The sequence below is a fragment of the Borreliella burgdorferi B31 genome (genome assembly GCF_000008685.2).
GTDB lineage: Bacteria > Spirochaetota > Spirochaetia > Borreliales > Borreliaceae > Borreliella > Borreliella burgdorferi.
Window position 1 is genome coordinate 1 of record NC_000951.1, and the last position, 20,176, is coordinate 20,176.

General features: G+C 30.3%; 30 protein-coding genes. 28 read left to right on the forward strand and 2 right to left on the reverse strand.

Features of this window, described 5'->3' with window-relative positions; translation table 11 throughout:
* Window positions 1-65: 65 nt before the first annotated feature.
* The 26 genes from BB_RS06485 (at window position 66) to BB_RS06610 (ending at window position 16,456) form a co-directional block, all read left to right on the forward strand.
* Window positions 66-1,289: a phage portal protein gene (locus BB_RS06485; RefSeq protein WP_010257444.1), complete on the forward strand. Its 1,224-nt coding sequence runs from the start codon at window positions 66-68 to the stop codon at window positions 1,287-1,289.
* Window positions 1,290-1,305: 16 nt separating this feature from the next.
* Window positions 1,306-1,998 carry a DUF1357 domain-containing protein gene (locus tag BB_RS06490; RefSeq protein WP_010883821.1) on the forward strand — a complete coding sequence of 231 codons (693 nt, stop codon included), beginning with the start codon at window positions 1,306-1,308 and terminating at the stop codon, window positions 1,996-1,998.
* A gap of 11 nt (window positions 1,999-2,009) precedes the next feature.
* A complete protein-coding gene (locus BB_RS06495) occupies window positions 2,010-2,573 on the forward strand; it encodes a DUF228 domain-containing protein (RefSeq protein ID WP_010883822.1) in 564 nt (187 codons plus the stop codon).
* Between the two features lie 3 nt (window positions 2,574-2,576).
* The gene (locus tag BB_RS06500; RefSeq protein WP_010883823.1) at window positions 2,577-3,344 is read left to right on the forward strand and encodes a DUF228 domain-containing protein; all 768 of its coding nucleotides are present in this window, start codon (window positions 2,577-2,579) and stop codon (window positions 3,342-3,344) included.
* A 28-nt stretch (window positions 3,345-3,372) separates the two neighbouring features.
* Window positions 3,373-3,948 (forward strand): DUF228 domain-containing protein, encoded by a 576-nt coding sequence (locus BB_RS06505; RefSeq protein ID WP_010883824.1) that lies wholly within the window; start codon window positions 3,373-3,375, stop codon window positions 3,946-3,948.
* A 21-nt stretch (window positions 3,949-3,969) separates the two neighbouring features.
* Entirely contained in the window at window positions 3,970-4,929 is a 960-nt protein-coding gene (locus BB_RS06510; RefSeq protein ID WP_010883814.1) for a hypothetical protein, read from the forward strand.
* A 19-nt stretch (window positions 4,930-4,948) separates the two neighbouring features.
* Window positions 4,949-5,404, forward strand: coding sequence for a DUF3890 domain-containing protein (locus BB_RS06515; RefSeq protein ID WP_010883815.1), 456 nt, complete (start codon window positions 4,949-4,951; stop codon window positions 5,402-5,404).
* Complete coding sequence (locus tag BB_RS06520) at window positions 5,404-5,787, forward strand: DUF1506 family protein (protein ID WP_002658726.1); 384 nt, start codon at window positions 5,404-5,406, stop codon at window positions 5,785-5,787. Before BB_RS06515 ends, BB_RS06520 begins: the two co-directional genes overlap by 1 nt.
* Entirely contained in the window at window positions 5,775-6,164 is a 390-nt protein-coding gene (locus tag BB_RS06525; RefSeq protein WP_002658723.1) for a hypothetical protein, read from the forward strand. Before BB_RS06520 ends, BB_RS06525 begins: the two co-directional genes overlap by 13 nt.
* Entirely contained in the window at window positions 6,161-6,730 is a 570-nt protein-coding gene (locus BB_RS06530) for a DUF764 family protein (protein WP_010883816.1), read from the forward strand. Before BB_RS06525 ends, BB_RS06530 begins: the two co-directional genes overlap by 4 nt.
* Window positions 6,711-7,823: a DUF787 family protein gene (locus tag BB_RS06535; protein ID WP_010883825.1), complete on the forward strand. Its 1,113-nt coding sequence runs from the start codon at window positions 6,711-6,713 to the stop codon at window positions 7,821-7,823. Before BB_RS06530 ends, BB_RS06535 begins: the two co-directional genes overlap by 20 nt.
* Window positions 7,824-7,837: 14 nt before the next feature.
* Window positions 7,838-8,266 (forward strand): DUF1463 domain-containing protein, encoded by a 429-nt coding sequence (locus BB_RS06540; RefSeq protein ID WP_002658441.1) that lies wholly within the window; start codon window positions 7,838-7,840, stop codon window positions 8,264-8,266.
* Between the two features lie 15 nt (window positions 8,267-8,281).
* Window positions 8,282-8,737, forward strand: coding sequence for a DUF1473 family protein (locus BB_RS06545; protein WP_002658668.1), 456 nt, complete (start codon window positions 8,282-8,284; stop codon window positions 8,735-8,737).
* On the forward strand, window positions 8,734-8,970 hold the full coding sequence (locus BB_RS06550; RefSeq protein ID WP_002658446.1) for a DUF1322 family protein: 237 nt from the start codon (window positions 8,734-8,736) through the stop codon (window positions 8,968-8,970). The genes BB_RS06545 and BB_RS06550 overlap by 4 nt, the downstream gene beginning before the upstream one ends.
* A gap of 7 nt (window positions 8,971-8,977) precedes the next feature.
* The gene (locus BB_RS06555; RefSeq protein WP_010883826.1) at window positions 8,978-10,252 is read left to right on the forward strand and encodes a DUF759 family protein; all 1,275 of its coding nucleotides are present in this window, start codon (window positions 8,978-8,980) and stop codon (window positions 10,250-10,252) included.
* Window positions 10,253-10,274: 22 nt separating this feature from the next.
* Window positions 10,275-10,958, forward strand: coding sequence for a DUF792 family protein (locus tag BB_RS06560; protein ID WP_010883746.1), 684 nt, complete (start codon window positions 10,275-10,277; stop codon window positions 10,956-10,958).
* Between the two features lie 3 nt (window positions 10,959-10,961).
* The gene (locus tag BB_RS06565) at window positions 10,962-11,912 is read left to right on the forward strand and encodes a DUF693 family protein (protein ID WP_010883817.1); all 951 of its coding nucleotides are present in this window, start codon (window positions 10,962-10,964) and stop codon (window positions 11,910-11,912) included.
* A 17-nt stretch (window positions 11,913-11,929) separates the two neighbouring features.
* Complete coding sequence (locus tag BB_RS06570) at window positions 11,930-12,484, forward strand: DUF777 family protein (RefSeq protein ID WP_010883818.1); 555 nt, start codon at window positions 11,930-11,932, stop codon at window positions 12,482-12,484.
* 29 nt (window positions 12,485-12,513) lie between these two features.
* Entirely contained in the window at window positions 12,514-12,846 is a 333-nt protein-coding gene (locus tag BB_RS06575; protein ID WP_002658459.1) for a DUF2634 domain-containing protein, read from the forward strand.
* Window positions 12,843-13,718, forward strand: coding sequence for a DUF276 domain-containing protein (locus BB_RS06580; protein ID WP_010883800.1), 876 nt, complete (start codon window positions 12,843-12,845; stop codon window positions 13,716-13,718). Before BB_RS06575 ends, BB_RS06580 begins: the two co-directional genes overlap by 4 nt.
* Before the next feature lie 9 nt (window positions 13,719-13,727).
* Window positions 13,728-14,333 carry a DUF735 family protein gene (locus tag BB_RS06585; RefSeq protein ID WP_010883801.1) on the forward strand — a complete coding sequence of 202 codons (606 nt, stop codon included), beginning with the start codon at window positions 13,728-13,730 and terminating at the stop codon, window positions 14,331-14,333.
* Window positions 14,334-14,342: 9 nt separating this feature from the next.
* Window positions 14,343-15,155 (forward strand): DUF685 domain-containing protein, encoded by an 813-nt coding sequence (locus BB_RS06590; protein ID WP_044283645.1) that lies wholly within the window; start codon window positions 14,343-14,345, stop codon window positions 15,153-15,155.
* Window positions 15,156-15,230: 75 nt separating this feature from the next.
* Window positions 15,231-15,434 (forward strand): holin BlyA, encoded by a 204-nt coding sequence (gene blyA / locus BB_RS06595; RefSeq protein ID WP_002658481.1) that lies wholly within the window; start codon window positions 15,231-15,233, stop codon window positions 15,432-15,434.
* A gap of 3 nt (window positions 15,435-15,437) precedes the next feature.
* On the forward strand, window positions 15,438-15,785 hold the full coding sequence (locus BB_RS06600; RefSeq protein WP_010883802.1) for a BlyB family putative holin accessory protein: 348 nt from the start codon (window positions 15,438-15,440) through the stop codon (window positions 15,783-15,785).
* Entirely contained in the window at window positions 15,775-16,110 is a 336-nt protein-coding gene (locus tag BB_RS06605; protein ID WP_002658486.1) for a BlyB family putative holin accessory protein, read from the forward strand. Before BB_RS06600 ends, BB_RS06605 begins: the two co-directional genes overlap by 11 nt.
* Window positions 16,103-16,456 (forward strand): BBA14 family lipoprotein, encoded by a 354-nt coding sequence (locus tag BB_RS06610; protein WP_010883803.1) that lies wholly within the window; start codon window positions 16,103-16,105, stop codon window positions 16,454-16,456. Before BB_RS06605 ends, BB_RS06610 begins: the two co-directional genes overlap by 8 nt.
* 136 nt (window positions 16,457-16,592) lie before the next feature.
* Here the strand turns inward: BB_RS06610 and revA are convergent, their stop codons facing one another.
* Window positions 16,593-17,075 carry a fibronectin-binding protein RevA gene (gene revA, locus BB_RS06615; RefSeq protein ID WP_010258452.1) on the reverse strand — a complete coding sequence of 161 codons (483 nt, stop codon included), beginning with the start codon at window positions 17,073-17,075 and terminating at the stop codon, window positions 16,593-16,595.
* Between the two features lie 171 nt (window positions 17,076-17,246).
* Between revA and BB_RS06620 the strand changes: the two genes are divergently transcribed.
* Entirely contained in the window at window positions 17,247-17,696 is a 450-nt protein-coding gene (locus BB_RS06620) for an Mlp family lipoprotein (protein ID WP_010883804.1), read from the forward strand.
* Between the two features lie 36 nt (window positions 17,697-17,732).
* Here BB_RS06620 and BB_RS06625 read toward each other — a convergent pair whose 3' ends face one another.
* Window positions 17,733-18,680, reverse strand: a complete 948-nt coding sequence (locus BB_RS06625) for an ERF family protein (protein WP_010883805.1) — start codon at window positions 18,678-18,680, stop codon at window positions 17,733-17,735.
* A 388-nt stretch (window positions 18,681-19,068) separates the two neighbouring features.
* Between BB_RS06625 and BB_RS06630 the strand changes: the two genes are divergently transcribed.
* Window positions 19,069-20,169: a plasmid maintenance protein gene (locus BB_RS06630; protein ID WP_010883806.1), complete on the forward strand. Its 1,101-nt coding sequence runs from the start codon at window positions 19,069-19,071 to the stop codon at window positions 20,167-20,169.
* Window positions 20,170-20,176 lie beyond the last annotated feature (7 nt).

A 20,176-nucleotide genomic window follows, 5' to 3' on the forward strand; every position in this document is an offset into this window, starting at 1 on the left:
ATTTTATTGACAAAAATATTAGTTTTTGCTATCATACATCTAATTTAATAAAGAGAAGTAAAAAGGTGTGTGATTTAAGAAAAACAAAACTAATAGATAAAATAAGTTCACTAGAACTATACAAATACTCAATATTTTTTAGAAATTACATTGAAAATGTAGCAGAAGATTGTCTCAAGAACGGACTTATTCTTGAGAGTGCTGCTCACAATGTTAGTGAGGTTGAACTTGCTAGGTTAAAGGTACAGCTTAAGAATGCTCTGCTTAATTGTATTATAAGCTACCGTTTTCATGGGATTGGCTATGTTTTAGTAAAAACCAAAGATACCCTAATAGATCTCGAACAACCCGTTAATATAGAATTACCTATTGGTTTTGAATACCTTGATTATGAATATGTAAGAGATTTGGGAGTTGATTTTGATCATATAACCTATAAAGTAAAATCCAACAATAAGAACAATTCTTTAGACGCAGTTAAAATACATAAAAGTCGACTTATCATATATGAAAACTTTGATTATATCTTAAAAAGATATGTTCCGTGTTATACCGAAAGCTTTTTACTAGATATTTATTTATTTGAAAAGATATACGTAGAAATAGAAAGACGTATTGAAAACCACAATTTTTTGTTTTACAAAGATGAATCTTTAGTACAACTACAAGACGCACTTTCTAGTGCAACAACTTCTTTAAGTGCACTTACTCAGAGCAATAATGATAGGGGAAGTGGCATTTTATCTTCTTTTTTGAGAAAACAAAATTCAAACAATCATAGTAAAGATATTTCTAATTTAAGAAACCTTAATGACTCATTATCACAGGAGCTTGCTAGGCTAAAAAGCAATCTAAATAATGAGGGAATGTTTTATACGGCCACCCCTAGTGCTAGTTTAGAGGTTATTAAATACGATCTTAGCTACTTAAAGGAGGCTTTAGCATTAATTAAGGCAAAAATTGGTGCAGATACTAAAGAGCCCTTAACCAGAAGTTTTAATGAGCAGGCTAAAGGGCTAGGAAATGATGGTAAAGGTGATAGGAGTAATTATTACGATTTTCTCAAAGGTGTACAAGAACAAGTTGAGAACTCTTGTAATTTAAAACTTACAAAGTATTTTGGGCTTGATATGAAGTTTAATTCGCTGATTATGTTAAGTGAAGAACAAAAAGTAGAGAGAGATATAAAGCTAATTGAGCTTTACAGTAAATATAACCAGCTTATACAAAGTAGCTCATTTAATAATGAGGAGCTAGCGATGTTAAAAGAGAAATTATTCTCATTTTGAGAAAAGGAGTTAAAAGATGACTGAGAAAGAAGAAAAAGAAGACCTGCAAGCACAAGATAAAGAAGAGCAGCAAATTAAGGCTGATACTAAAGTTATCAGTGTGCAGGAATTTGAAGAGTACATGCGTTTTAAAGAGCAGGCAAATAGTAAATCTAAAGAGACAAGTCGAGATTTAAGTATAAATGAACGAATAACAAAAGAACTTGCAGAAGTTGAAGAGCGGGAGCGTATTGAAAAGCAATTGTTACTAGAGGCTGAGCGAATTAATGAAATTGATACACTTGCAAAAGCACATCTTAGCAATCATTTTAACAAAGAGGTGCTACTTGCAAAAGGATATACATTAAAAGACATTATGCAAGCACAACGTAGAGAACTTGTACGCAAGTTCGTTCCAATTGAGCAAATTAAAGCTATTGCCAAAGTATCAGACATAAGTCATATAGATGGGGAGATATTAGAGCAACTTGTTTCTTTAGCAAAAGTGAATATTAAATTAAGAAAAAATGCGAGTAGCAATTCTTCTTCTGTTGACTCTATTAAGGGGAATATTGCTATTAAATCAGAAGAAAGAGCAAGTTTGCTTAATTCTAATTTTGTACCTATTAATTTCACAGAATTTGTACAAGCGATAAGTAATACTTACAAGCAAAGACGAATTCAATTTTATGAAAATCTAAAAAGACATAAAAGAACAAGTATTGCTTAAAGGAGTTTTTAATGAGCGATGGTATTACAAAAATAAAAGAAGAGTTTGATAAAAAAGTTGCAGAAATTAAAGCATTAATGAAAAATCCTCAGCAAGATACTGGTTTGCTTAGTAATTCTGTAGATTTTAGAGATAAAAATCTAATTTACTCCAATTCGGATGGAGTTTTTACTAGTAGTAAAGACAAAATAGAAAATTATCCTGCTAAAGGGTATCCATACAAGCGTGGAGTCAAGCTTAGTTTTAGTGCAGATGGTACAACAGAACTAGAAGTTGAGGCTGGTGGTGGGGATGACTTGTACGGAATATGCACTGATATAGATGAGTTTACTGGCATGGCAACTGTAGTTCCAATTACAAATAACTTCACGGGGTATTTAACATTTAAGAAAAATGGAAATGGTGTAAACCCAGGTGATAAGCTGCATTTTAATGCACAAGGAGAGCTTGAAAAGAATGGGGGAAATGATAAATCTGTTAATGCTATAGCACTTTCAAAAGTACATAAATTAACCGAAGAGTTATCTATAGTGCTTGCTAGTGTTTTTGGGAATAGAGCTTTAAAAGGTAATTAAATTATGGCTTTAAAAGGCAAAGGGCAAGCTAAAGCTCCTAATGTTGATGATAATCCACAATTAGGGCTAGAATCAGAAATTCCAGTTGCTCCTAGATCTAAACGTCAAACAAGACAGGCTGAAGAAGTACAGGCAAAAGATCCTTATTTAGATTCAGTTAAAGAACTTGACGATGTTCTTTTAAAATTTAAAAAATATTCAAAATCAATGAGTTCGATTGAAAATAAGGTTTTTAGTAGTTCGGGTGGTTGTTTTAAATCAAAGAATGCGCGAGTTAATGCTTATTCTTTTACATGTTCAAGCTTTGCAGACAAAATAGAAGAATACCTTTATGATCCAGCAAATAGTTTTCCATATAAGCGTGGGGTTAAACTTGTTCCAAAAGAGAACTCTATATATGTTGAAGTTGGTGCTGATACTGATATGTATGGGATATGTGTAGATGTATGTGAGTTTAGTAGTACTGCGTATGTATTACCAATTACGAATAACTTTGAAGGGTATCTTGTTACAAGAAATCCGAGTATAAAAATGGGAGAAATATTGGATATAAATAACAATGGGGTTATTATCAAGGCTGGTGGTGGGCCACCAACCGTAATTAATGCATATGCCCTCTCTGATTCATTTACAATCAATTTTGCACCCGAAGATGAATATCAAGATCAAGCTAGATATCCCAAACAAGAGTATTCTATTAATTTGATAAAAGTTGCAATTTTTGGCAATAGAGGCCTTGAGAAAACAGTAACACCTGAAGCTGGTGGTTAAGCCTTGGGCAATAAAAGGAGTTAAACAAATGGCAGACACAACGCAATTAGTAAAAGATTATCAAGAGAAGAGAAGTAAACTTGAAAAGTTTATGAAAAATCCCCAGCATGACGCTGGTTTGCTTAGCAATTCTGTAGAGTTTAGAGATAAAAACATACAATTTTTTGCCTCTGGAGGCACTAGAACCAGCAAATTTGACAAATTAGAAAATCATCCATTTTCTGGGTATCCATATAAGCGTGGGGTAAAAAGAGTTATTCAAGAGGAAAAAGCTGATCAAATTCACTATGAACCCCACGTTGAGGCTGGTGGTGAAGATGATTTATACGGAATATGCATTGATATAGATGAGTTTAGCAAAACAGCCACTATTGTTCCGATTACAAATAATTTTGAGGGTTATTTAGTAGCAAAAGATTCTACGCTTAAAGTAAAAGACAAACTTGTTTTTAATAAAGACGGTGCTCTTGAAAAGGTGACTGGAGCACCACCAAATAAGGCAACTATTAATGCAATAGCGTTGTCTGATGCAAAACAAATTAGTAACGATGTTTATTTAATAAAAGTAGCAGTATTTGGAAATAAAGCTGTAAGTAAAAATTAATGATATTTGGGAGGATTTAATATGGAATTATTTGATGAAAATTATTATGCAAAAGCTGTGGCAAATATTATAGGAGAAGTTAAAGATCCTATAATGTATAAATGGTTTTCGCCTGATCAAATTGAAGATGTTGATCTTCAGATGGGCTACCAAAGAACTGTAAAGTGGGATGCGTTTTTAAATGCTAATCCTACAACGATTGCTAATGAGGTTAATACTATTTCAACTATTGGATTTAGTTCTGAAGTGGTAAGACTTAATTACTTAAAATTACAGTACAAATTTAGGCACTTAAAGCAGGCGTCTGAAAAATTTTACACTTCAGACTCATATCTTGGTGACATTAATAACAATTTACTTCCTTTCTCTCAAGCCTATAAGCTTGCAAGTAGCGAGATTATTAAACTTATTAATCACTTTGTACTAACAGGCACTGTTTCAATTCAAAAAGATGGAAAAAATCAAAAACGTCTACTTCCCAATATGTATGGACTTCTTAATATGCCACATCAAGTAAAAGAAGAAGTTGCTAGTGGTGATAAAGATAAAATGGATAAAATATTTGAAAAAATTGAGGCGGGACTTTCAAAGTTAGAGCTAGGAGACGAATTTTCTACACCTATGATGGTAATAGTTGACCCTACAACTTCGCTCAAACTCGTAAAGCCATACGCAGCAGCACAGGGTGCAGCAAGTAGCTGCGAAAAATGGGAGGATGTTTTGATTCAAACTATCAAGGCTATTAATAATAGAGAAGATGTCTACATTGAAACTTCAAACTTGCTAAAACATCAAATACTTATTTACCCATTAAACCCAGAGCTTATTAAGTTTAAACCTAGCAAGTATATGTTACCTACACCAAATGAACAAGTGGATAAAGATTCAACTGATATTGCTCATTCATACATTGATTTTGTTTTAGGAGGGTTACTTGCTACTAGAAAAACTATTTTGCAAGTACATATTAAACAAAGTTAAAAACATAAGGTAAATCGAGGTGAGCGAACAAAAAAACTTACAAACACAAGTTGAGGCTGAAGAAGAACTTTTGGTAACAAAACTTTATTCTGAAGTGTTATTGTTACTAGGAATAGACAAACTTGCATTAAGCAGACAAAATTTTCTACTTCATTTATCTTTACTTCAAGCTATTCTAGTAACACGTGGTATTGATGCTAGTTCACTTACATATGAACAAATATTTTTACTTACCTTTTACCATATGGGTTGTCAATTAAGAAAACAGGGAGTTGTTCGAGAATTTGAATTTGATAGGATCAAAAAAGAGAAATTCAATGAACTTGAACTTGATTATTATCCTAGTAGCAGTGGAGGCGAAGAAGGCGGCGAGGGGGGTTGTGGCTCAAACAAGAATTTTTGTTCACAACTTGATGCATTTTTAGAAAAACTAAAAAGAGAAACTTCAACGCCATCTTGTGTGGGGGTTGTCTAATGAATGGTGTTAGAAAAAGACTTTCAGATATGTCTTTCCGCATGATCAACGTATTTAAGGATCCTCAACCTTTAAGGTTTTATAAAGGCACTGTTGTTAAACTTGAAAACGATTCTTCTTATCAGAGAGTTTTTGATAAAAATAAGTACACTGAATTTGCAGGAGTTATTATTGACATAAGGCCACAAGAACTTGCAGTGCTTTATGACTCTGATATGTCTGATATTCAAGGATATTCCAAACTTTACACATATCAAGACCTTAACTATGAACTAAAAGACCGCATATCAATTTCGGATTTAATTTACTTTGAAATATTTAGTATTGACTCTTCAATCGGATATTTTACTTTGGTTTTAAAGGAGTTTATATGGACAAACTAGAGTTTAAAATGGAATTGGAAATTGGGTGGTTTGGTGGTCGTGCAGGGATTGCTAGAATGCATGAAAAAGGGGGTAGCAATTTACCAGCAAGAAAACATTTAACCAAAATTGCTGGTAGTTCTGAATTTAGAGAATATATCAATAATAGTTATATAAATTCTAAGTTTAATCTTGACCCCAAATCGGGAATGGAGGCTATTGGACAAGCTTTTATAAGGTACTATGGAAATTATCTATTATCAGCACAAGTCTCTCCAGCCTTAAAGGCTAATACAATCAAAAGTAAGTTTAAAAAGGGTAGTAACACCGCAGCAATTCCACTTGTTGATACAGCCAAAATGTTATCCGAGATTACTTATAAGGTAACACTTGAATGATTTTTACTTTAGATATGGTTTTAAACCATTTAACTCAAATATTCAAAGGGTTTAAGGCGTATGCAACTGAAAATAATTTTGAGTGCGATATCATAAATACTTACAATCACCCGTACCTTTCAAAAATCACAGCTGCTAGCTCAAATATAATAGCATTGAAATTTGATGGTACAGAAAATCTATTTGATCATAATTCTAGAGCCGGTGCATTTTATGAAAATGCTTTGGAATTCAGTTTAAATTTTCAAATATATATTATTGCTATAGTGTTAAACGCTCAAGATTTTGACGCTAATTCACGTATGTTAATGCTTTATGGTATGCTTAGCAATTTTCTACACAATAAAGCCCATAAGTATACTTTAGAAAGTCAATCCCAACCCGAATATATTAGTAAAGTTAACTTTTACATTTATCCAATATCTAATATGCAAACAGTTGGGCTTATTAATTTAGGCACAAAATATAGCAACCATGCATACAGTGCATCTATAGCATTTAATGCTAGTGTAAAAGCAATTGAAATTTTAAAGGAGGAATACAAAATTGCCGCAAGATACAATTAGTGTAAGTTTGCTTGACTCTAGAATTCAAGCTAGTAGGCCCAATTATTATAATCCACTTTTGGTTTACAAAACAGCCAAAATTAAAGTTAATAAAGATGCTGCTAACTATAAAATATTGAATTTAACCGTTAATAACTATGAAAAACAAATTGAAACTTTAGAAAAAGATAATGGGAATGGACAAGATCAGTTTGGAAAAGAAAAAACACTGCTTAAAACCGCAATGTCGAATTTTTTCAATTCAAGTGAAGAATCATTAAAATCAGCCGATCTTTTTATTTATAAGGATAAACCCGAAGAGTTAAAAAAATATCTTAAAGTACATAGACACACTTTTGTTGTACTTATTAATACTGAGGGTGATAATTCCGATGATGGACTTAAGATTTATAAAGATGATTATGATAAGTTTAAAACACCTTCAATTTTTTTTGTATTCTCAACTAAAGAACAAGAAATAAAAGAACTATTTAAAGATAAAGGCAATACTGAAAAAGAAAGAAATATTGCTGTTTACAGCAATAATAAAGACAATTTACACCTCAAATTTATAAGTCAATATTTACATCAAGCTAGTATTTTTCATGCTGTAAATCCTTATGGCATGCCGCTGGCTGCTACACCACTTGTTGATGATACTGTAATTGGAAAGTTGAGAACTGCAAAAATCAACTTTTATTCACTTCTTAATGAAACTGGGCTTGATGGTGTACCCGCATTTAAAGAAGGTGTTGACCTAGCTGGAGGTGCAATAGACGAACAATTTACATACCACTATATAAAAAATGAAGCGATTATTGAGCTTATTAGAATTTGGAACAAAAACAATAGACAAAATAGCAAATTATCTGCACTACAACTTAGTGGAGCTAGAGACAATGCATATACTTCAGCAATTGAATGTTTACTGAAAAGGTTTGTGGATAGAGGACTGATAATAGAGTATAAAAATTTAAGGCTTACTCTTTCTCCTACGCCACAACTTAAATTAGAACTTAGCGTGAATATTACTTATAACTTTAGCATTAATGCTGTTGCTTTAGTAATTACTACTCAAGATATAGTTGATTATCAAAACAGCTTAAGTGCTTAAAAGGGGGGCTAAAAATGCAATTTTATGATTTAAGAGAAGTTTATTTTTCAATTGGTGGTACGCAGTTACATAGTGGCAAGCTAGAGCTTACAAGCGAACCTACAACAAGAGCAGTGATTAGTAGTGAAGATAAAGGTATGCCTGTAATAAGCTTAAGAGATCCCAAAACAATAACTTATGTTTTCAACATTGAAGTGACACTAGGTAGTCATGACTACATTTTGTTAACTGAACTTTCTGATGAACAGTTTTACAACATGGATGTGAGAAAAGAGGATAAAATGCTTGATTTAGCATTCAATGATAGAATTGCTACCAAAATTATTTCTAACTATGCAATTTTTACTGAAGAGCCTTCAAGAAGTTATTCTGCTGAGGCCGAAAAAGTATCTTTTGAAATTAGGGCTATTAATTGCCAAAAATCTAAACCAAACAACTCTTAAAAGGAGATTCTTATTATGATAATGAGATATAAAATGAAAATTTTAACTAAAAATAAAACTTATGAATATCCGCTGAGAGTACTTCCCGTCTATGAATGGGATAAAGTGCTAGGATTTAATCAAAGTGACGCTGTTTTAAAGCTTAATGAGGTTAAATACTTAAGAGAAATCACAAGCTTAATGATAAGTCCAAAATTTTTAGACGAATTCTATGTGATTTTGGATCAAAATAGAGAATTTATTTCTTATTATAAGGACTATCTTGTTGCAATAATTTACACTGCACAATTTAATACTTTTCATTTAGACAATGATCTAAAAAAGCCCGCTTTAGTATATTTGAGTGAGTATGAAAATAATGTTGGTGATTTTGTTGCTTTTGACTATATTAATGAAAATTTTGATTATGAAAAAGTAGCCACTTCACTTTCATCAAGTACATCAAATTCCAATGAGCTGGTTGCTAAATGAGCAAAAGAGATAGAGATATTGATAAAGCTATTGCAAGTCTTAATGAGACTAGAAAAAAATATTTTAACTTGCTTGACGAGATTAAGAACGACAAATATTATTTTCCAGTAATTATGAATATTTGCTCGTACGACAATGTAAAGAAATTGCCTTATGACGAGCTTTTAGAGGTCAATAGACTTGCTGAGATTAAATTAGAAAAAGAATTGTATGAATTAATTTTAAGCAAGTGAGGGCTTAGTGAGCGACAAATTCACCATTAAATTTAAAGGGATTCTTGATCATGCTGCAACAAAAAAGGCCATTGAACAAGATATTTCTAAAATGGAAAAATATCTTAAACCCAGAAACTCCAGTTTGGGAAGCACTAAAGATATTGTAAAAAATAATTTGTCGAACAAGAAAAAAGAACTTAGCAAACAATCTAAATTTGAAAGCTTAAGAGAGCGTGTTGAGAAATATAGACTTACACAAACTAAAAAGCTTATAAAACAGGGCATGGGGTTTGAGAAAGCCAGAAAAGAGGCTTTCAGAAGATCTTTAATGTCTGATAAAGACAAAAGACGCCTTGAGTATAAAGAACTTGCAAAAGAATCAAAAGCAAAAAGTAAAATGTTAGCGGCCTCTCAAGGAAAAGGACTTGTTGCCAAAATTGCAATAGGCAGTGCCCTAGGTAATATCATTAGCAACGCTATGAGTAAAGTTGGGGGCGGCCTTTTGGGTTTTGCTAAAAAAGCGGTTGAAGAAGACACCAAAACTAAAAGAACACAACTTCTCAATAAAGCGTTTTATGATGATCCAAAAGAGAAAGAGGGTCTTTTAAAGATTATTGGCGGAATGAAGGGATTTGAGCGCGACTTAGAAAAAGAAGAATTCTTAAATCAAGCAAGTGTCTTTAAGGGGACTTTAAGGGATTTAGATATGTTAAATGAAACTAATTTGAAAAACGCAGTAGAATTTGCAGCTATGCTTAAATCCAGTGGTGCTATGAGCAGCGAAGATGCAGTAAAGGCTGTTAATAGTGTTCTTGGGGGTGATGGAAGTGAGCTTTTTGATCTATTAAAGAAGTCAGGTGTTGGAGACAAATATATAGAAGATGCCAAAATGGCCTGGCAAAGCGGGGCACAAGTAGATCTAGAGTCTAGAATTACCAAGATGATGGAAATGTTCGAGGATTTTAAATCTTTCGGCCTTACAAAAAAAGTCAATAATGCTGAGAGTATTCAAAGTAATTTGGCCTCAGCTGAGCAAACTCTTCAAAACTTAACCACTACTGTCTTGGACCCATTACTTGACCTCATTAATAAGATAACTAATTACTTTAAAGACTTTGCGTTTGAAACACACATTATTAATCCCATAATTAATGGCATTAAAAGTATTTTTAATCTTAATTATTTCTTTGCAAAATTAAAATCGATGCTACCTGGATGGATGGGCGGAGATGAGGGTGCGGCTCTAAAAAAACTACAAGAAGAAATTCAAAATCAAGACAATGCTAACAGCACACCATAATTTTTACAAAAGGTAATTACTTATGACAAGTAACAAAAAAATTGCTAACAATGCAGCTAACAAAATAGATATTAATAATAAAATTACTAACAATCATGATATTGAAAAGAAAAAAATCAAGGAAAAAATCAATGATATTGAAAAGAAAGAAATCAGGGAGATTACTCGAATAATAAGAGATGTAATAACCCAAATATTTGCCCTTTTCGGAGCAGATAATTTTTTAGTGTTATTTCCTAGAATGGATCTAAAAGGTTTTGGATATATTCCTCAATTGTTTTTTATAAAACCAAAAAATGAACTCATAACACGCACTTATAATACTAGTTGTTCTAAAAGACCAGTTATCAATTATTATGATAGAAAAGCGGAATATGTAAGCTACAATCCGGTAATGACTGGTGAACATATCTCATTAAACGGGGGAATACTAACATCCTTATATAAGGATATGATTTCTTTACTCAAAATGACTGTTTTTGGCAATACTATGCTACGCTTTGACGCTCATCTTGTAAAAGAACAACTAGCCAATAGAATACAAGCACAAGTCCCTTTTAGTATATATAGTCCAACTTTTGGCCTTAAAGAATTAGCTGTAATTACAAGTCTTTCGTTTAAAGATACTCCTTTCATTGACGAAGTTGAGGTTAGTCTATCAATAGAAATAGTAAAAACATTTGCATTGGAAAAATATAAAGGATAAAAAATGCTGTTACTACAATATGATTTTAAAATTGAGTTCTACAATGTAGATACATCAAAAAAATCACCTGATGGAATTCCTTTCGCCGAAGAAATTCCTAAAATTATCATCAATACACAAGATGGAATTCATATTGATATTTCCATATCCAACGTGTATTCAAATATTCATACTATAAGTTCCAAACAAGCAAAAGTCGTACTTTGGAATCTTCCCTTAGACTTCACCGACGACATTAAATTTGGAGATATAGTAAAAATATATTATAAGAAATTTGCTCATGAAAAAAATTTTGATTTCATAATGGCAGGAACTTTAGGACCTCCTATGAGTACTGATTATCCGGGTGGGGATTTTAGTGTAGATCTTGATGTTCGTTTATTAACTAAAAGCAACTTCTTCAATCGTAAGTTGGCAGGCAAAGAAGGCAAAAACTTTAAAGGCAAAACGGTGCAGGAGGCAATAGAATCTGTATTTCCCAATCGCAATATCCTTAATATGGATGAAAAAGATTGTCTTAAAATTATTGACAAAGATATTTATGCCACAACACCAAAAGAGTTTATTGACAAAATAAAAGGAACATATGTTCATAACATAATAGCCGATATTGGTACTGGTTTACGGGGATATGAATGCTATCTGATATTTACTAATTATATAAAAAAGGGGGAAAATGTCCACTACGAGGCATTAGAAGACTATGGGCTTGAATTTATACCACAACAAGAAATTACTTTGGGCACAACACTCAAAAAAAATCTTATATTTTGGAACGCAAAAACATTTTTCACACATAAGTTAAATGTTGGAGATAAAGTCTCATTTATTGATGGACTAGGGAAAATGATAAAAACCACTATAAAAGAAACAAGTGCAAGGCTTAGCAATACAGGAGAGTGTTCATTAATATTAAAGTTAGAAGATGATTCTAATACAAAACGTAAAAAATAAAGGGGGCTAGAATTAGAATGAATGAAGACTATGAAATTTACAGAATGAATCAACGCCTTTATGGCCAGGCATTGGCTCAAGAAGACCTTAAAAATTGGATTTATTCAAACATTTTCATAATTAAAATTGGCACTGTAAAGGAGTTTAAACATCAAACTCAAGAAGCTATTGTTACAATACCCGAATTTGAAGATTTAGAAATTCACACAAAAAATATCTCTAATATCAGTTTAGAACTATCAAAAGGTGATAACGTTTTACTGCTTCAATCAAGCGTTAATATTTTTGATAAAAATAACGATATTCACTTTGACAAACATCATTTTTATATACTTAGTGCAATTAGCCCAAAGACTTTAAATCTAATCTCTGATACTGTTAAAATTAAAGCAAACAATAACATTGAAATAGCTAACCAAACAACTAGCTTAAAAACAATTCTCAAAAATATTGTAAGTGCTATTGAGGGTATAAAAGTCGTACCCGCACAAGGAGGCCCAGCAATTGAACCAGTCAGCCTAAAAATAGCAACCACTAAAATTAATTCTGATATTAATAGTTTGTTTAAGTAATTTTTGCTAAATATGGTATAATTACTAGTATGGATTTAAGATTAGGCAATAATTTCGAATTGGTATTTAATAACGATTTATCACTTGTTGATGGAATTGATGAACAAAAACAAAGATTTTTGATATTTTTAAAAACCTTAAGGGGTAGTTTAAGCTATGCTCCTCATTGGGGACTGGACTATTTCTTGCTTTTAAAACTGTTAAAAATTAACAATCTTCACGCTGTAAAAAATTATTTTCACGAAATATCTAAAGAACTTAACTTAGATTTAATAAATATTTCAACTACTATACAAGACAACAAAGCACACATATCCTTTTTTTTCTCAGGCGATGTTTTGAATATGGAGTTTAATTTATGAGTATAGTTTTTGATTCTGATTTTGGCATTTTAAAACGTACAATTAAGGATATTGTAAGATCGAAAAGAGAATATTTGCGTGTAAATTATGGTATTAATATTGATGATAACCAAAGCTCAATTTATAACATTATTGCGTCTTCTTTAGCATTAATTGAAGAAGAAATAATTAATGAGCTTAATCTCTTTTTTTCTAAAATGAAACCGGGTGGCACTTATTGGGCTGCTATTGAAGAACACATTTCTTCTAAAAGCACAACTTACAGCGCGGTTCGCACTGCTTTACTTAATCTTGATGGGGTTGAGCATACTAATATTAAAAGTGCAGCTGGTAAAGCCAACATATATCTAATTTTAAAGGAAACTTTACTAGACGATAGTAAATCTAATATTAATAGTCCTAAATTTAAAGCAAAACTTTGGGAGACATTATATCTAACAACTCCTAGTGGGACTTTACTTGAGGGAGACATCGAAATTGATGGCCTCAATTCAACTGGACAACGGAAATCCTATAAAATATCGCTAGGGAAAAGAAAATATGTTTATATGAAAGTAAAGTATAAACTTGACCTTAAAAACTACCTCTACTTAAATATTGACTCTCAAATTAGGGATATATATTCTAGGATTATTTCAAATAACTATTCTGATATGGGAATCAGCTTTGAATATCAAGACTTTTTTGCTCCAGTTAATGAAGTTAAAGGAATTAAGTTTATGGAAATAAGTGCTTGTATTAAAGATACAGACACTGAGAGTATTACAAAAATTGGTGATAGCGATTTTAAAAAAAATCAAGATATTGCCATTAATGATGACACAATGCTACTTTTCAATATGACAGATAGATTGCTTATTGATATTGGATAGTTAACAAATATGAAAATACCCAATCTTTTCAAAAACACCGAAATTCATAAATTTATACGTACAGAAACAGAATATGCACAAGCATTGCTTAATGAACTTAAGTCCCTTAATTCCAACTTCATGTCCATTAATGTAATAGAAAATATAAAATCAAGATATATTGCAATATGGATATCTCAAGTTTTATCTATCTTTTATGCAAAAACTCAAACTTTACAAAGTATTACAAGCAATATTAATAGTGTTATTTTTGCTTTACGTCATATTGGCACTGACGAGTCATTTAGACTGATTTTCAAGACCTTTTTAAATGTGGACATTGAAGTTACTACTCCTGAAGCTGGGGTTATTGATATCTCTTTAAAAGGGGTAATAAAAACAAACTTTACTACATTTATTTCGCCTAGCACTAAGAAAGGAAAACGACTAAAAAAGATAATTCTTAGAGAAAAGAAGCCGGGATACGCTGCATCTAAAAAAGCTTTAGTATTTAACTCACTTCCTAAAGGCTATGATCATTCAATTTATGCTTTTATAAAGGGAATTATTCCTATTGGTAGAGTTCTCAAAATTAATAATACAGATGGTAACAATATTATAACTTTTAACAACTAAGGAGGTTTTATGGCTGATGATCAAGAAAAATTACTAATTGATGAAGAAGAAACGGTTCAAATAAAAGATTTAAATAAGGTTACGACCGTTAACGATACTGATCTTTTACTGCTTGATGATGGAGCTGCAAGCAGTAATGCTATCACCTTTAAAAACTTTTTAGATGCTTCTAAAGACAAAATATTTAAAGGAGAAGGATTAGACTATTTTAAGCAGATAATTAAGTCTACAATTGCCGAAGAACTTGCAGCTGATAAAGATTTTGTAGAAAAAATTTATGCTAAAATAACGGACAAATTAATTAACAACGATTCTACTAATATTTCTAACCTTTTTAGTAAAATTAAATCACGCCTTACAGATAGCATATCATCAGCCACTTTATCTAGAAGTGATGATCTTTTGATAATGCCTTCATCAGATACTATTCAAAAAACACCCGTTCCTAAACATATACTTGGAGTACCATCAAATTTTGCTTATGGCAGAACTAGAAGTACTACACTTTATCCTTCTGACTATGAGAATAACGCGATATCTATTAATATGGAATACAATGATGATGTAACTCTTATTTTTTCTAAAAGTTACGATAATTCTCCCGTTTATCTTGATATTGAAATTCAAGTAAAAATCAATGATAATAGGATGCAGAAAAAATCATTAAAACTTCAGTATTCTGATGAAACTACATACAATAGGGTTTATGAAATTGCGGGCCCCCGCGGACTATTCACCAGAATTCCCATTTATAAAGGATGGTATGTCCAAAAAAGAGTCTCCTTGTATGGAGATCCATTCCCAGATCTTTTAAAACTGTAAACTTTTTAGCAAAAATTATGATTTTGGTATATAATATACGTATAAAAATAAAAAATTAAAATGAAGGATTAAAAAATGGATACTATTAAATTAACCGAACTTCTTATCAATTTAAACGAAATTAAACTTATAGCGGTAATGATTTTTGTAACAGTGCTGGTTTTAGGAGTATTAATTCTTCTCAAGCCTTTACTAAAAGACATATTGACTATTGTAATAGGCAAGATTTTTAAGAATGGTAATGGTAATGGCAAAAATCACATTAAAAAAAGAGATTAACTTATGAAATTATCCAAAGATAATGTTGAGCTTGGACTTACGTCTTTATCAACCCTTATTGATATATTTTCTAAATTTGAAGATGAATTTGATGAAATTGCACATAAAGGATTCTTTTTGGTTTATGATCTGTATTCTCATTACAAATTAATCTATACAGCAAATATGGAAAGACTTGAGAGTGCATTAACCCCAGCAATAAATGCGGCACTCGCTCCATTAAATGAAAAAATCAATCAATGCATTGACTTAGTTAATTCTGATGAAAAAAATCTCAAAATATCTAATGATCTGAAATTCAATCAGGAAGGAAAACCTATCTATAAGGAAAGAATAAATAATGCAAAATAACACTATTGGTTTAGGACTTAATTTACTATCCAGCTTAACTAACATAGCTAAAACTGATACAAACATAGATCATAATTACATTAATACTTTTAGTAAAGTAATAGATTTTTTCTACAAAACATATATAAGCACACTAAAATCTATGGAAACAGCTGAGTCAACTAAAATATTTGAAGAAATACAAGACATTTTAAAATACAACATTGAGATAATAGAGGCTATCTCTACTGATAAAAGCAAAAGAATTATCACTTCACTTAAAGCAACACGTAACAAAATCATGAAAGAATATATCAAAATACTTAAAAGAGGTGAAAATGCTTAAAAGATTGCATTGTCTACTAATTGCTTTGCTGCTATGTTGCACCACTATTGCTAACCTACCAGAAGAGCCAAAACCGCCAATTATTCAAACACTAAAATCTTTAGCTAAATATGAAACACAACTTTCAGAGTATGTTATGTACCTTGTAACATTTTTAGCTAAAACAAAAGTCAAAGTTAATGACCCAAATTATCCAGAATATCCTTATCCAGACTTATCAACACTAAAAGACGAACACTCCATAACTGCAGTAAAACACAATATCAACATATATTTAGAGTACATTAAAAAAACAAAACCAATAGCGGAAAAAGTCTATAATAAATATTCCCAATTAAAAATGTAAATTACAAAAAGGTTTTTCTTGCAAGAAATTCTACTTTATAATTAAATTGGCTTTTACAACAGAAGAAAATCTAGATATTAAATTTACTTTAATCTAATATCTAGATTTTAACATTTTCAACATGAATATTTACTAATTAATTAGTGCCCTCTTCGAGGAACTTTATTACTTTGTCTATCTGTTCTACAGCGTTTTTAGACATTTTATCCCCATTACCAGAAGTATTGCTTCCAAGAAGTGGTACAGTTACTCCAACTAATTTTGCTTCTGACCATATTTTTCTTTTTGAAATATCCTGATCCTTGTCAGTAATGTTTTCAATGGTATTTTTAGCTGCTTTTAACGCTGCTAATTTGGCCGCTAATTTATCCTGAAAGGAATTTTGCAAATTTAATAGTTTTTCTTTAAGCTCTGCATTGCCTATATCTTTTAAATTTTCTTTTAATTCATTTATTTTGTCTTTATAATCTTTAAATTTGCCTCCAGAAGAATCATTTACAAGAGCTAAAACATCCTCCATTAATGAATCTATTTCTTTCTTTTCTTCTACATATGCTTTACAAGCCATTACAAATAACATTGATGCAAAAAATAATTTAAATATGTTTTTATTTCTCATTAGTTACTCCTATATTCAATAATAATGAAATAAAAGCTAGCACAACATTCGAAAAATATAAATCTCTCAATTAATATTTTTAAAGATTTTTAAAAATAAGCTCTATAATTACAAGAATAAATTTTATTTTTACTCAACATATTGTACTGGAGATAAGGAAAGGAAATAACAATGAAAATCATCAACATATTATTTTGTTTATTTTTACTACTACTAAATAGCTGCAATTCTAATGATAATGACACTTTAAAAAACAATGCACAACAAACAAAAAGCAGGGGAAAGCGTGATTTAACCCAAAAAGAAGCAACACCAGAAAAACCTAAATCTAAAGAAGAACTACTTAGAGAAAAGCTATCTGAAGACCAGAAAACACACCTTGACTGGTTAAAAGAAGCTCTGGGTAATGATGGAGAATTTGATAAATTTTTAGGATATGATGAAAGCAAAATAAAATCTGCACTTAATCATATAAAGAGTGAACTTGATAAGTGTACTGGGGATAATTCTGAACAACAAAAAAGCACCTTCAAACAAACAGTTCAGGGTTTCTTTAGCGGCGGCAATATAGATAATTTTGCAAACAATGCGGTTAGTAACTGCAACAATGGTGGTTCCTAATAGCTAACAGCCCCCTATTTGGGGGCTTTAATATTGCTATGCTGCAAATATATAATTAAATTGTCTTTCTTTTTTCAACATGCAAAAGAATTTTAATACTTTTGTTTTATAAACGTCTCGATTATCAGACATAAATACTTTAAGCTTATTTAGATCATCAAATCTATTAGTTTTATTGAAATATTTTTTTAAAATATTTACCCAATATTCTATACTCTTAAGCTCAGCATTCTTTTTAAAAAGATCTTCTAAAGCATCATCATTATCAGTACATAATGCCCGAATAAGAGCATTTATATTATTTTTTTCTTCACCTTCATTTACCCAATTTTTTATATTAAACAGTGCGTCTCTAAAAATTTCATAGCAATAAGCCTTGCCAGATTTCAAGTTTTTATTAAAGCTGTTTAGTTGATTTTTTTCTTGATTTATGTCCTTTTTTTGTTCTTGTTTTTGATTAACACTAACTTGCTTGCTAGGCATAGAATTTTCGTTTTCGTGATTATTGTAAATAGGTGCTGCATCAGTATCAAATTCACTTTTTATGTCAAGATACGCAACTAAAGCATACCTTTTAAAATAAGTAATAGCTGCACCAACAAGTTGTGGCATTGTATTCAAATTTTTAGACCCATTTTCACCGTTCCATTGTAATTTATCTGTATGAATTAATGTATCAAGCGACTCTTTGTATCCAGTACTTTTACTGTAAAATGTAGTCCTAACAACAGGAACTTCACCATTTTTACCATACACAAAAGTTGGAAATTGCCAAAAACCAAGCTTTAAATTGTGATTTTTTATAACATTTTGAATTACTTCTACTATGACATTGAAATCTTGATACTTATATCCGTATCCTTTAAGACTTTTGTCAATACGTGGCAAGTTCATTCTTAAAGTATCCATATCATTTAAAAAGTCTATTTCTGCTTGAATATTATTTTGTATTTCTTGATTATTATTGTTTGAAACATTGTTCATGTTTTCCTCCTTTATTTAGTAATAAATAAGTATATAGCAAAAACTATTTTTGTCAGGCTTTTTACAAAAATTTTTACAAAAAAGAAGTGGGACTTAACCAAACTCTTTTCTTAAAGAATCTCGTTAAGTCCCCACTATATTATTATTTTTTGCAAATTACTAAATAAAGGTAGTCAAACTGAAATATGTTCAAATAACTACGCTGTTTGTAGTGTAGCCCAATTTTTAATTAAAATCAATCAATCTTTTTACTAAGTTATAAAAAGTATATTAATTTAACAAAATTAATAATTAAAATTTAATATTTTTTTAGAAAAGTATTTACTTTTAAATCAAAATTTTGCATTATATTATTTGTAATTATTAATAACTAAATAAAGGAGAAAATATGAAAGATTTTCTAAATAACATAAAAAGTCTAACTTGCTACAACAAACACCAACACAAATTAATATCTCTTACTTCAACACTAGACTTTCTAAACAAAAAAGATAAGAAATACACGCAACAAAACATACTTTATTATTTTAATGAAAATCTAAAAAGAAATGGTCTAGCTCCCACTACTCTAAGAACAATGCAAAATTATCTTTATAAATTAGAAAAAGTATTAAAAGTTACAACTAATTACTACCAACACATGGGTGTAAATTGTGGGACTGAAATTTATTATAAACTAAAGTATCCTAAAAAAGAATGTTACCAGAAAATCAACAAGTACTTTGAAGAGCGAAAAAACTCTAGATTTAAATCTAGAGTTAATAACCATTTTAAAGACGATATTTCTAAAAATGGTAGTGTAAATTCAGTGGAGTGTTTAAGTAATAAAAATAATATAAAAGAAGAAAGAAAGATTAAAGAAATAGAAAAATATCAAGTAATAAAGTATTTCAATAAAAGCAACTTGTTATGTAAAGAAATTCTTCCGTTTTTATTAACATTAAATGTTGATAAAGATACTATGATTAAAATAATCAAAAACATAAAAAGAGTTGAAAATAAATTGCTAAAAAACACAAATTTAAATAAATCTTGCTTTAAAGAAAAGCAAGAGAAACTAAAAAGAATTTTAAATAACACTCAGAAAGAATTCAAACAAAATGGATATAACCCCGAACAATTAAAGATAAATTTACAAAAAGTATACGAAAGTTACAAATTTAAGCCCCATTTTATTATTGAAAATCATAAATATAGCGATTTAAACAATATAAAGAGTAAATTAGAAAAGTCGATTGAAAGAAAAAAAGAAAATCCTCAACAAAATTATCAAAATTTAAAGGAAAACATTTTCAATATCCTTATTGAACAACTAAAAAAAGAAACAAATATTGAAATTCTAAAGCCAATTATCAAAAAATATTTGAATAACCAAAAGAAAATAGAATACAATAAAGTATTTGGTACATATCATCTTGAATTATTAGAAATAATAAAAAATGAAAAAAATTCTTTAACCACAGAAGAATTTAACATAAAGGCCGTATGAGGATTTA

What these genes read in the sequence shown, in the direction of transcription:
- BB_RS06490 (WP_010883821.1), top strand. Translation starts at nt 1,306, where the DNA reads ATGACTGAGAAAGAAGAAAAAGAAGACCTGCAAGCACAAGATAAAGAA.
- BB_RS06495 (WP_010883822.1), top strand. Translation starts at nt 2,010, where the DNA reads ATGAGCGATGGTATTACAAAAATAAAAGAAGAGTTTGATAAAAAAGTT.
- BB_RS06500 (WP_010883823.1), top strand. Translation starts at nt 2,577, where the DNA reads ATGGCTTTAAAAGGCAAAGGGCAAGCTAAAGCTCCTAATGTTGATGAT.
- BB_RS06505 (WP_010883824.1), top strand. Translation starts at nt 3,373, where the DNA reads ATGGCAGACACAACGCAATTAGTAAAAGATTATCAAGAGAAGAGAAGT.
- BB_RS06510 (WP_010883814.1), top strand. Translation starts at nt 3,970, where the DNA reads ATGGAATTATTTGATGAAAATTATTATGCAAAAGCTGTGGCAAATATT.
- BB_RS06520 (WP_002658726.1), top strand. Translation starts at nt 5,404, where the DNA reads ATGAATGGTGTTAGAAAAAGACTTTCAGATATGTCTTTCCGCATGATC.
- BB_RS06525 (WP_002658723.1), top strand. Translation starts at nt 5,775, where the DNA reads ATGGACAAACTAGAGTTTAAAATGGAATTGGAAATTGGGTGGTTTGGT.
- BB_RS06530 (WP_010883816.1), top strand. Translation starts at nt 6,161, where the DNA reads ATGATTTTTACTTTAGATATGGTTTTAAACCATTTAACTCAAATATTC.
- BB_RS06540 (WP_002658441.1), top strand. Translation starts at nt 7,838, where the DNA reads ATGCAATTTTATGATTTAAGAGAAGTTTATTTTTCAATTGGTGGTACG.
- BB_RS06545 (WP_002658668.1), top strand. Translation starts at nt 8,282, where the DNA reads ATGATAATGAGATATAAAATGAAAATTTTAACTAAAAATAAAACTTAT.
- BB_RS06550 (WP_002658446.1), top strand. Translation starts at nt 8,734, where the DNA reads ATGAGCAAAAGAGATAGAGATATTGATAAAGCTATTGCAAGTCTTAAT.
- BB_RS06560 (WP_010883746.1), top strand. Translation starts at nt 10,275, where the DNA reads ATGACAAGTAACAAAAAAATTGCTAACAATGCAGCTAACAAAATAGAT.
- BB_RS06565 (WP_010883817.1), top strand. Translation starts at nt 10,962, where the DNA reads ATGCTGTTACTACAATATGATTTTAAAATTGAGTTCTACAATGTAGAT.
- BB_RS06570 (WP_010883818.1), top strand. Translation starts at nt 11,930, where the DNA reads ATGAATGAAGACTATGAAATTTACAGAATGAATCAACGCCTTTATGGC.
- BB_RS06575 (WP_002658459.1), top strand. Translation starts at nt 12,514, where the DNA reads ATGGATTTAAGATTAGGCAATAATTTCGAATTGGTATTTAATAACGAT.
- BB_RS06580 (WP_010883800.1), top strand. Translation starts at nt 12,843, where the DNA reads ATGAGTATAGTTTTTGATTCTGATTTTGGCATTTTAAAACGTACAATT.
- BB_RS06585 (WP_010883801.1), top strand. Translation starts at nt 13,728, where the DNA reads ATGAAAATACCCAATCTTTTCAAAAACACCGAAATTCATAAATTTATA.
- BB_RS06590 (WP_044283645.1), top strand. Translation starts at nt 14,343, where the DNA reads ATGGCTGATGATCAAGAAAAATTACTAATTGATGAAGAAGAAACGGTT.
- blyA (WP_002658481.1), top strand. Translation starts at nt 15,231, where the DNA reads ATGGATACTATTAAATTAACCGAACTTCTTATCAATTTAAACGAAATT.
- BB_RS06600 (WP_010883802.1), top strand. Translation starts at nt 15,438, where the DNA reads ATGAAATTATCCAAAGATAATGTTGAGCTTGGACTTACGTCTTTATCA.
- BB_RS06605 (WP_002658486.1), top strand. Translation starts at nt 15,775, where the DNA reads ATGCAAAATAACACTATTGGTTTAGGACTTAATTTACTATCCAGCTTA.
- BB_RS06610 (WP_010883803.1), top strand. Translation starts at nt 16,103, where the DNA reads ATGCTTAAAAGATTGCATTGTCTACTAATTGCTTTGCTGCTATGTTGC.
- revA (WP_010258452.1), bottom strand. Translation starts at nt 17,075, where the DNA reads ATGAGAAATAAAAACATATTTAAATTATTTTTTGCATCAATGTTATTT.
- BB_RS06620 (WP_010883804.1), top strand. Translation starts at nt 17,247, where the DNA reads ATGAAAATCATCAACATATTATTTTGTTTATTTTTACTACTACTAAAT.
- BB_RS06625 (WP_010883805.1), bottom strand. Translation starts at nt 18,680, where the DNA reads ATGAACAATGTTTCAAACAATAATAATCAAGAAATACAAAATAATATT.
- BB_RS06630 (WP_010883806.1), top strand. Translation starts at nt 19,069, where the DNA reads ATGAAAGATTTTCTAAATAACATAAAAAGTCTAACTTGCTACAACAAA.